This is a genomic window from Caballeronia sp. INML2 (assembly GCF_023631365.1).
GTDB classification, from domain to species: domain Bacteria; phylum Pseudomonadota; class Gammaproteobacteria; order Burkholderiales; family Burkholderiaceae; genus Caballeronia; species Caballeronia turbans.
This window is the reverse complement of sequence record NZ_JALQDH010000074.1, coordinates 393,181-402,162: the sequence shown is the minus strand read 5'-3', so window position 1 is coordinate 402,162 and position 8,982 is coordinate 393,181. Positions and strand designations below refer to the sequence as shown.

General features: G+C 62.4%; 8 protein-coding genes. 2 read left to right on the top strand and 6 right to left on the bottom strand.

Annotated elements, in window-relative coordinates; all coding sequences use genetic code 11:
• From NCT32_RS26670 to NCT32_RS26645, 6 genes are all read right to left on the bottom strand, one after another.
• Positions 1 to 212: aldehyde dehydrogenase family protein (locus NCT32_RS26670; protein WP_250490633.1), on the bottom strand; the 212-nt coding region annotated here is incomplete at its 3' end.
• Between the two features lie 20 nt (positions 213 to 232).
• A complete protein-coding gene (locus tag NCT32_RS26665) occupies positions 233 to 1,030 on the bottom strand; it encodes an ABC transporter permease (RefSeq protein ID WP_061116489.1) in 798 nt (265 codons plus the stop codon).
• Positions 1,027 to 1,938, bottom strand: a complete 912-nt coding sequence (locus NCT32_RS26660) for an ABC transporter permease (protein ID WP_061116488.1) — start codon at positions 1,936 to 1,938, stop codon at positions 1,027 to 1,029. The genes NCT32_RS26665 and NCT32_RS26660 overlap by 4 nt, the downstream gene beginning before the upstream one ends.
• Positions 1,935 to 3,269 carry an FAD-binding oxidoreductase gene (locus NCT32_RS26655; protein WP_061116487.1) on the bottom strand — a complete coding sequence of 445 codons (1,335 nt, stop codon included), beginning with the start codon at positions 3,267 to 3,269 and terminating at the stop codon, positions 1,935 to 1,937. The genes NCT32_RS26660 and NCT32_RS26655 overlap by 4 nt, the downstream gene beginning before the upstream one ends.
• Before the next feature lie 2 nt (positions 3,270 to 3,271).
• On the bottom strand, positions 3,272 to 3,985 hold the full coding sequence (locus NCT32_RS26650; RefSeq protein ID WP_061116486.1) for an HAD-IA family hydrolase: 714 nt from the start codon (positions 3,983 to 3,985) through the stop codon (positions 3,272 to 3,274).
• A gap of 33 nt (positions 3,986 to 4,018) precedes the next feature.
• Positions 4,019 to 5,095, bottom strand: coding sequence for an ABC transporter ATP-binding protein (locus tag NCT32_RS26645; RefSeq protein ID WP_061116485.1), 1,077 nt, complete (start codon positions 5,093 to 5,095; stop codon positions 4,019 to 4,021).
• Between the two features lie 101 nt (positions 5,096 to 5,196).
• On the opposite strand from NCT32_RS26645, the gene NCT32_RS26640 reads away from it, so the two are divergent.
• Both NCT32_RS26640 and NCT32_RS26635 read left to right on the top strand, forming a co-directional pair.
• Positions 5,197 to 6,168 carry a LysR family transcriptional regulator gene (locus NCT32_RS26640; protein ID WP_061116484.1) on the top strand — a complete coding sequence of 324 codons (972 nt, stop codon included), beginning with the start codon at positions 5,197 to 5,199 and terminating at the stop codon, positions 6,166 to 6,168.
• Positions 6,169 to 6,543: 375 nt separating this feature from the next.
• Positions 6,544 to 8,976 (top strand): glucose/quinate/shikimate family membrane-bound PQQ-dependent dehydrogenase, encoded by a 2,433-nt coding sequence (locus tag NCT32_RS26635; RefSeq protein ID WP_061116483.1) that lies wholly within the window; start codon positions 6,544 to 6,546, stop codon positions 8,974 to 8,976.
• Positions 8,977 to 8,982 lie beyond the last annotated feature (6 nt).

Sequence of the window (8,982 nt, the reverse complement as noted above, 5' to 3'; positions counted from 1 at the left end):
TGGAGCAACGCGACGCGCTCTGCCACGCGCGTCTGCGAGAACGACACGAACGCGCGCCGCGCCGCTGCCACCGCGCGATCCACATCGCGTGCATCGCCGAGCGCGACTTCGCCGATCGCTTCTTCGGTCGATGGATCGATGACGGGCAAACGCATGCTGCCGAAAGGCTCGACCCATTCGCCGTCGATATAGAACTGCTGTAGATGTCGCATGTTTTTCCGTAGCGAAAGAGTCAGGCCCGCGCGGCCGACGATGAACGCCTGCTCACGACGACGATCATCACGAGGCACAAGGTCAGCGCCGTCAGCATCGTGCTGATGGCGGCGATGGTCGGATCGATTTCATCGCGCAACGTCACGAACATGCGGCGCGTAAGCGTCTGATTATTGCCGCCGGAAATGAACAGCGCAACGACGGTTTCATCGAGCGCCTGAATGAACACGAACACCGCGCCGGAAATCACGCTGGCCTTGATCTGCGGCAGCGTCACCGCCATGAATGCGCGAAAGCGGTTCATGCCGAGACTGCGCGCGACCATCTCCTGCGTGCGATCGAACGTGCGCAAATCCGCGCCGACGGAAATCAGCACATAAGGCAAACCGAGCATCGTATCCGCGATGATGAGGCCGCCGAGCGTGTTCACATAACCCATCTGCGTGAATACGAAGAACACGCCCACCGCTACGATGATGATCGGCACCATCAAAGGCAGCATCAACAGCGGTCGCAGATAGCGCAAGGACCAGTGCGATCCGTACTGAATGCCATAAGCCGCCGCGACGCCGACCGGCGTCGCGATGAGCGCCGCGCACGTCGAAGCTGCGAACGTGGTCTTGGCGGCATCGATCCACGCGGGGTTATCGAAGAACGTGTGATACCAGCGCAACGAATATGCCGGCGGGGGAAACGTCAGGAAGCGCGCGTCGGAAAAAGAAAGCGGCACGACGATGATCACCGGAATCATCAGAAACGCGAGTATCAGCATCACCGTTGCGCCCAGGGTCACGCGGCCAAACGATATCGGGTTCATTTCGCCCCCAGCGTCTTTTCGAGCGGAATCACGCGGCTCACGCCGTAGAAGATCGCGAACACGCAGATGAGCAGCACCACGCTCACCGAACTCGCCGCGCCCCAGCTGTTGTAGATCTCGACGTTGCGGCTCACGATCATCGACACCATCATCGACTTGCCGCCACCCATTAGTTCCGGCGTGATGTAGAAGCCGAGGCATAGCACGAACACGAGCGTCACGCCCGCGAGCACGCCGCTCATCGACAGCGGCAGGAACACGCGCCAGAACACATGCAACGGCGATCCGCCGAGACTCGCGCCCGCCTGCGAGAGATTCGGCGGAATCTTCTGCATCGCGGAATAGAGAGGCAGCACCATGAACGGCAGAAGGATATGCACCATTGCGATGATGGTGCCGAACTGGTTATATGAAAGCTGCAACGGCCGGTCGATCAGGCCCGCACCGATCAGCGCCTTGTTGATGAGGCCTGTGCGTTGCAACAGCACGAGCCATGCGTAGGTGCGCACGAGCACGCTGGTCCAGAACGGCAGGATCACCATGCCGAGCACGAGCGCGCTCCATCGCGGCGATATCGATGCCGCGAAGTACGCGACCGGATAGCCAAGCAATAGCGTGATGGCCGTCACGATGACGCTCAGCTTGAACGTCAGCAGAAATGTGTCGAGATACGCGCCCGTGAAGACGCGCCTGTAGTTCGCGAGCGACAACACGCCATCGTGATAGAAGGACTGCCACGACAACCATACGAGCGGCGCCACGAGCAGCACGACGACCACGAGCAGCGCGGGCACCATCAACAGCAGCATCGCGCGATCTTCACGACGCTGATGGCGCATCGAAGGGTCGATCGTCGCGGCTTGCATCACGGCGGTGTCCTGGAGAATCCGTTTGGCTGTCGTCATCATGCACCCACGGCGTCGAGAAACTGATACCACGCGGCGACGAGCCTCACGCCCGGCGCGCGCAGCGCATGGAACGGCACGGGCCGCAAGCCGTCTTGTGCGAGCATCGCCAGCTCCGCTTTGTCGCCGAGCGCCAGCGCCGCCGCGTGCTGGCCGATGAGGCTCGCCATCGCGACGCCCGTGCCGTTGTAGCCCAGACAGAATGTGGTGGCGTCGTCGCTGCGGCCGACATGCGGCAGCGCGTTGAACGTCATGCCGACATAACCCGACCAGCGATATTCCACCGCCACATCCTTCAATTGCGGAAAGAGCGCGACCATTGCGCGTTGCAGCGCGTCGAACCCGGTCGGCTCGCCTTCCTTGCCGAATGCATCGCGTCCGCCGAAGAGCACGCGGCCATCGACTTTACGGAACCACTTCATCATGCGGCGCGTTTCCGTATAGCTGCGACGATGCACCATGAGTTGCGAATCGAGCTCAGGCGACAGCGGCGCCGTTGCGATCATCGCGCTTCTGAACGGCACCAGTTCACGATGATAGGAAGCCGTGGCGTCGGTCAGATTCGAGTACGCGTTCGTGGCGACGATCACCTGCTTCGCGCGCACCGCCCCGCCTGGCGCCCGCAAAAGCACGCGGCCGTCTTGCGCGCGCGCCATGTCGATCACCGGTGTCGCTTCGTAGATCGGCACGCCGCGCGTGGTCAGGCCCGCCGCTATGCCGCGTACGTATTCGAGCGGCAGAATCGTGCCCGCATCCGCGCTCAGCACGCCGCCGACGAAACCCTTCGCGCCCGTCTCATGCTGCACTTGCGCGTGAGACTGCACGGTCATCGAAGCATCGCCGAGCATCGTGCGCACCCAGTCCGCTTCGGCACAGATCGATGAGAGCGCGCGCTCCGTATGCGCGCAGCGCAAGCTGCCCGTGTGCTCGAATTGCACGCGCGTCAGCTTGAATTCGTCGATGAACGCCTCGACCGCACGCACGCCGTCATGTGCGAGCCGATGCATGCGCTTGGCCACATCGATGCCATGCGCGCCCGCGATGGCCGGAAAAGACAGCCGGAACTTCGACGACACCACGCCGCCATTGCGCCCGCTCGCGCCCCAGCCGACCGGATTCGCGTCGAGCACCGCGCATTCGACGCCGCGCTTTTGCAGCGCGTATGCGGCGCTCAGGCCCGAATAACCCGCGCCGATGATCGCCACCTCCACATCGATGTCGCGTGCCAGCGGCGCGCCCGTGCTGACCGGCGCGTCCATCACGGGCACGCGCGCGGCCATCGCCCGCCATAGCGATTCGGGTTGCGGGCGCGATGCCATGGTTGGGGTGCGCATTGTCAGGCGACGGCGCGTACTTCGTCGTCGACGGCATCCGCGAGCGCGGCCAGCGTCGCGAACTTCCAGGTCGGCGTGGTGACTGCCTCGGGCACCGGCGTCGCGCCGAAGCCCTTCATGCCCTGACGCCGCTCGATCCAGCACGTTGCATAGCCCAGCTTCGTCGCGATGCCGATATCGTGATACTGGCTCTGCGCCGTATGAAGAATCTCCTCGAACTTGTAGCCAAACGCCGCCTGACGTCCGCGGTTATAGGCGAAGAATTGCGGATCGGGCTTCGCGACGCCAGTTTCATCGCAGCACACGGTATCGTCGAACGGATTGCCGAGCGTGTGCGTATAAGCCGACAACGCGACGCGATCCGCATTGGTCATCGCCACGAGACGGAAGTGCTTGCGCAGCCGCTTCAATGCAGCGACGGAGTCCTCGAACGCGGGCCATTCGAGGACATCGCGCTGAAATGCTGCGGCGGCTTGCGCATCTTCGGGCAAGCCGAGTTGTTTCGCGAGGTACAGATAGACGTTCGCCATCTCATGGCTCGAACGGCCCGGATGCTTCGCACGGCCGTCCATATACGGCGCGAAGATCTGATCATCGGTCAAGTCCTTTGCCTTCGGGCCGCCCAGCCGGCGCACAGAATCCAGCACGCCCTTTTCGAAGTTGATCAGCGTGCCGACGACATCGAACGTCAGGACCTTGAAATCAGTGAGATTCATTGCTTCATCCTCTACGGGTTGCGGTAAAAAGAATCAGGCCGACACGACGATCGTGTCTTGCGGATCGAGCGCGACGATCATCGAGGCGCCCGGCGCGGGAATGCGCTTGCGCGCCTCGTGGCTGCCGGGTTGCCGAAGACTGATCGCGGTGCCGTCGGCGAGCGCGGCGAACACGCGCAGGCTCTCGCCTTGATAGAGCACTTCCGTCACGCGGCATGAAAGACAGTTCACATTCGCACGACCCTCGTCGCCGTCGATGACGAGCTTTTCCGTCTGCACGGCAAGCAATAGCTTTTCGCCGCGCGGCAAAGGGTGCGCAGTGCGCAGCACGGTGTCGCCGAGACGCACCGCATCGTCGCCGGCGCGCGTGACATCGAGCATCGTCGCTTCGCCGATGAAGCTCGCGACGAACGCATCGCAGGGACGGTCATATAGGCGTTCTGGCGTATCGATCTGCACGAGCCGGCCGTCCTTCAAGACTGCGACGCGATCGCTCATCGTAAGCGCCTCGCGTTGATCGTGCGTCACGTTGACGATGGTCGCGCCGAGCTGCCGATGCAGTCTGCGCAACTCGATCTGCATGGTCTCGCGCAACTGCTTGTCGAGCGCGGAGAGCGGTTCGTCCATCAGAATGAGTTGTGGCTGAAACACGATTGCACGCGCCAGCGCCACGCGCTGTTTCTGTCCACCGGAAAGCTGATGAATGCCGCGGCTTTCATAACCTTTGAGTTCGACCATCGCGAGTGCATCGGCGACGCGCTTCGCCCACGTCGATTTCGGCTCGCGGCGCGCGCGCAATGAGAACGCGACGTTCTCGCCCACGCTCATATGCGGAAAGAGCGCGTAATTCTGAAACACGATGCCGATATCGCGCTTGTGCGGCGGCGCAAATGTAATGTCACGCTCACCGACCCATACGCTGCCCGATGAGGGCTGCACGAAACCGCCGAGGATGCCGAGCAGCGTCGTCTTGCCCGAACCCGACGGCCCGAGCAGCGAGACGAACTCACCCGGCGCGATGTCGAGCGATACGTCGTCCAGCGCTGTCACCGCGCCGTAGCGCTTGGTCGCGGACCTGATCGACACTCCCGTTTTAGCGCGTGCGTCCATGTCGTTCGTCTCGTCGAAAAGAGCAGTGGTTGGGAAAATACTATGTCGCCATGTTTTTGACGGCAATTCCAAAATTGTTGGATCGGGCATAACATGAAGTCATGCCAAACCTTCGCAAGAAACTGCCTAGCGCCAACGCGCTCTTCGTGTTCGAAGCGGCCGCGCGCTGCGGGAATTTCACGCGCGCCGCGCAAGAGCTTTATGTGAGCCAGCCCGCCGTCAGTCGCATGCTCGCGCGCATGGAAGACCATATCGGCGTGCGGCTTTTCGAACGCGTGCGCGGCGGTATCCAACTTACGGAAAGCGGAGAGATTCTGTATCGCAAGATTTCCGAAGGCTTCAGCGGCATCGAAAGCGCGATTCGCGAAATTGAGGCGCGCGCGACGGGCGTCGAAACGGTCACGCTGTCCGTATCCACCGGCTTCACGACGCATTGGCTCATGCCGCGCATGAGCCGCTTGAATCAAGCGTTTCCCTCGGTCGACATGCGGTTTCAATTGATATCGGGGCGCATCGGCGGCCCGCTGGTCGATGTCGATCTGGGCATGCGCTTTCTGCACGATGAAGAGATCGACGAAAACGCCGTGCTCGTGATGCCCGAGACGCTGCTGCCGCTGTGCAATCCGCGTTATCACGAACTCGCGCAGACGGATGCGGCGCGCGCGCATGGCGATACGGTCATCGTCATGGATGACGAGGAGCGCGGCTGGCACGAGCGTTTTCATGCGTTCGCTTCAAAGGAGCGCCATGCGGCCGGCATGCTGCGCTTCAACGATTACGCGATCGTCGTACAGGCAGCCTTGCTCGGGCAAGGGATCGCGCTTGGCTGGCTGAACGTGACATCGCACTGGCTCGCGCAAGGCGCGCTCGTGCCGGCCGAAGAGGAACTGCTCGTCACGAGTCGCCGCTGCTGTCTGCTCACACCGCCGAACCGGCCGGTGCGGCCCATCGTCGCCAGCGTGCGCGAATGGATCATTCAGGACGCGTTAAGCGACATGCGCACTGTCGAGATCAAATACCCGCGATTGGGTTTGCGTGAAGCGCTTCGTCAAACCGGCATCGAGCTCGGCTGAGGGCGTTTTGCCCGCCCGCTCGGTCTACAACGAAAGGCGAGCAATGCGGCGGATCGGGGAAGCCCTTTCTGCGCCCAACCGCATCGCATGGAACCGCATGCGGATCAGGAGTACTCGGTGCGTGATCGCATGAGTTCACAAGTCGCCCCCATTCGTCGGGACGCGTCAGCCCCCTGTCTTTGAGAAGTAAGCTTCAGGTCCAATCCTGCAGGGTTTTAACTAATTGTTTAAAATTCGCACCGGTGATTGGTGGATATGGTCATCGGCATATCGACTGCAGTCGCTGTCGCACCACGGAGCGCTCGCGGTCATTTGCACGTAGCTTTCGGTTCTCGCGTGCCGGCCTCACGCGAACAGTTTCATGGGAGAAGTCAGATGTCTGGAAGTGAAGCCCGGCCCTCAGCGACGCTGAGAGCCGGATGTGCATTGCTGGGGCTAGCGCTGCTGGCAGTGGGCCTGTTTTTCGTCGTCGGTGGCGCGAAGCTCGTGTCATTGCATGGTAGTGCTTATTTCCTGATTGCGGGCGTGGTCATTGCCGTATCCGCCGTGCAGTTCTTTCGGGCAAAGTCGTCCGCTGTCGTCATCTACGGCGCAGCATTCATTGGCACGCTGATCTGGGCGCTAATCGACGTCGGCCTTGATTTTTGGCCGCTCGTATCGAGGCTCATGGTGCCGGCCGGCTTCATGGTGCTGGCACTCCTCACCTGGCCGTCGCTTCGTAAGACCGATACCGCGCCGTCCGCAGCGAAGCCCGCCTTCGCACTCGCGGCTCTTATCGCGCTCGGCATGATCGTGACGTTCGTGCAGATGTTCCAGCCGCATCCGACGGTCGCCTTAGACGGCGTGCCGACGCCGCTCATACCCGTCGCGAAAGAGCAGGCGCAGAAAGACTGGAGCAATTACGGTAACACGCCGGGGGGCAGCCGCTTCGCCGCGATCGATCAGATCACGCGCGACAACGTGAACGACTTGCGGGTCGCATGGACTTTCCATACCGGCGATGTCCCCATCAGCCCGACCGGCAACGGCGCCGAGGATCAGGAAACGCCGCTGCAGATCGGCGATCGCATCTATCTTTGCACGCCGCATAACAACGTGATCGCCGTTGATGCGGACACTGGCAAGCAAATCTGGAAACGTGAGATAAACGCGCAGGCGCAGGTGTGGAACCGCTGCCGCGGTCTCGCTTATTTCGATGCGACCAAGCCGCTCGTTCAGCCTACGTCGGCGGGCGCGACGCCGGTGCCGCCCGTCGCCATCACGGCGGGAGCCAACTGCCAGCGCCGCTTGTTGATGAATACGATCGACGCGCGCCTCGTCGCTATCGATGCCGATAGCGGCGAAATGTGCGAAGGCTTCGGCGATCACGGCTTCGTCGATCTGAAAGCGGGCCTCGGCGAGGCGGCCGATCCGAAGTACCAGCTGACATCCGCGCCGACGCTGGCGGGAACGACAGTCGTGGTCGGGGGACGCGTCGCGGACAATGTGCAAACCGACATGCCGGGCGGCGTGCTGCGCGGCTTCGACGTGATGACGGGCGAGATGCGCTGGGCGTTCGATCCCGGCCACGACGATCCCAACGCGCGCCTGCAGCCGGGTAAGACCTATGCGCGCAGCACGCCGAACTCGTGGGCGCCCATGTCCTACGATCCCGCGATGAACACGGTGTTCATCCCGATGGGCAGCTCGTCTGTGGATTTGTGGGGCGGCAACCGCACACCGCTGGATCATCGCTACGCCACGTCGATCCTCGCTCTCGATGCGGCCACTGGCAAGGAAAAGTGGGTGTACCAGACCGTTCACAACGACCTCTGGGACTTCGACGTGCCGATGCAGCCGAGCCTCATCGACTTTCCCCAAGGCAACGGCCCGGCGAAGCCAGCTGTCGTGTTCGGTACCAAGTCCGGCCAAATCTTCGTGCTCGACCGCATGACCGGCAAGCCGCTCACCAAGGTCGAAGAACGCCCGGTTAAGAAAGGCACGATCCCGAACGAGCAGTATTCGGATACACAGCCGTTCTCCATGGGCATGCCGACGATCGGTGTCGGCCCGCTCAAGGAATCGGACATGTGGGGAGCCACGCCGTTCGATCAGCTGATCTGCCGCATCAGTTTCAAGTCGATGCGTTATGACGGCCTCTTCACGGCGCCGGACACGGATGTATCGCTGAGCTTTCCCGGATCGCTCGGGGGCATGAACTGGGGTAGTGTCTCGACCGATCCGAACCATCACGTCATCTTCGTGAACGACATGCGCCTCGGACTGTGGGTGCAGATGATCGCGCAGAAGACGGACAATGCAGCCGCAAGCAACGGCGGAGAAGCGGTGAACACGGGCATGGGCGCGGTGCCGCTCAAGGGCACGCCCTACGCGGTGAACAAGAACCGCTTCATGTCGCCGCTCGGCATTCCGTGCCAGAAGCCGCCGTTCGGCACGCTGTCTGCCGTCGACCTGAAGACGCGCAAGCTGCTGTGGCAAGTGCCGGTCGGCACCGTGCAGGATACCGGTCCATTCGGCATCAAGATGCGCGCGAAGATGCCCATCGGCATGCCGACGCTCGGCGGCACACTGGCGACGCAGGGCGGCCTTGTGTTTATCGCGGGCACGCAAGACTACTATCTGCGGGCGTTCGACAGCGCGACCGGCAAGGAAGTGTGGAAGGCTCGCCTCCCCGTGGGCAGCCAGGGCGGTCCTATGAGCTATGTCTCGCCGAAGACCGGCAAGCAGTACGTGCTGATTTCGGCGGGCGGCGCACGTCAGTCGCCTGATCGCGGCGACTATGTCATCGCGTATGCGCTGAGTCGATGATGCGTT

Coding starts and splice junctions, on each gene's coding strand:
- NCT32_RS26665 (WP_061116489.1), bottom strand. CDS start 1,030: ATGAACCCGATATCGTTTGGCCGCGTGACCCTGGGCGCAACGGTGATG.
- NCT32_RS26660 (WP_061116488.1), bottom strand. CDS start 1,938: ATGATGACGACAGCCAAACGGATTCTCCAGGACACCGCCGTGATGCAA.
- NCT32_RS26655 (WP_061116487.1), bottom strand. CDS start 3,269: ATGCGCACCCCAACCATGGCATCGCGCCCGCAACCCGAATCGCTATGG.
- NCT32_RS26650 (WP_061116486.1), bottom strand. CDS start 3,985: ATGAATCTCACTGATTTCAAGGTCCTGACGTTCGATGTCGTCGGCACG.
- NCT32_RS26645 (WP_061116485.1), bottom strand. CDS start 5,095: ATGGACGCACGCGCTAAAACGGGAGTGTCGATCAGGTCCGCGACCAAG.
- NCT32_RS26640 (WP_061116484.1), top strand. CDS start 5,197: ATGCCAAACCTTCGCAAGAAACTGCCTAGCGCCAACGCGCTCTTCGTG.
- NCT32_RS26635 (WP_061116483.1), top strand. CDS start 6,544: ATGTCTGGAAGTGAAGCCCGGCCCTCAGCGACGCTGAGAGCCGGATGT.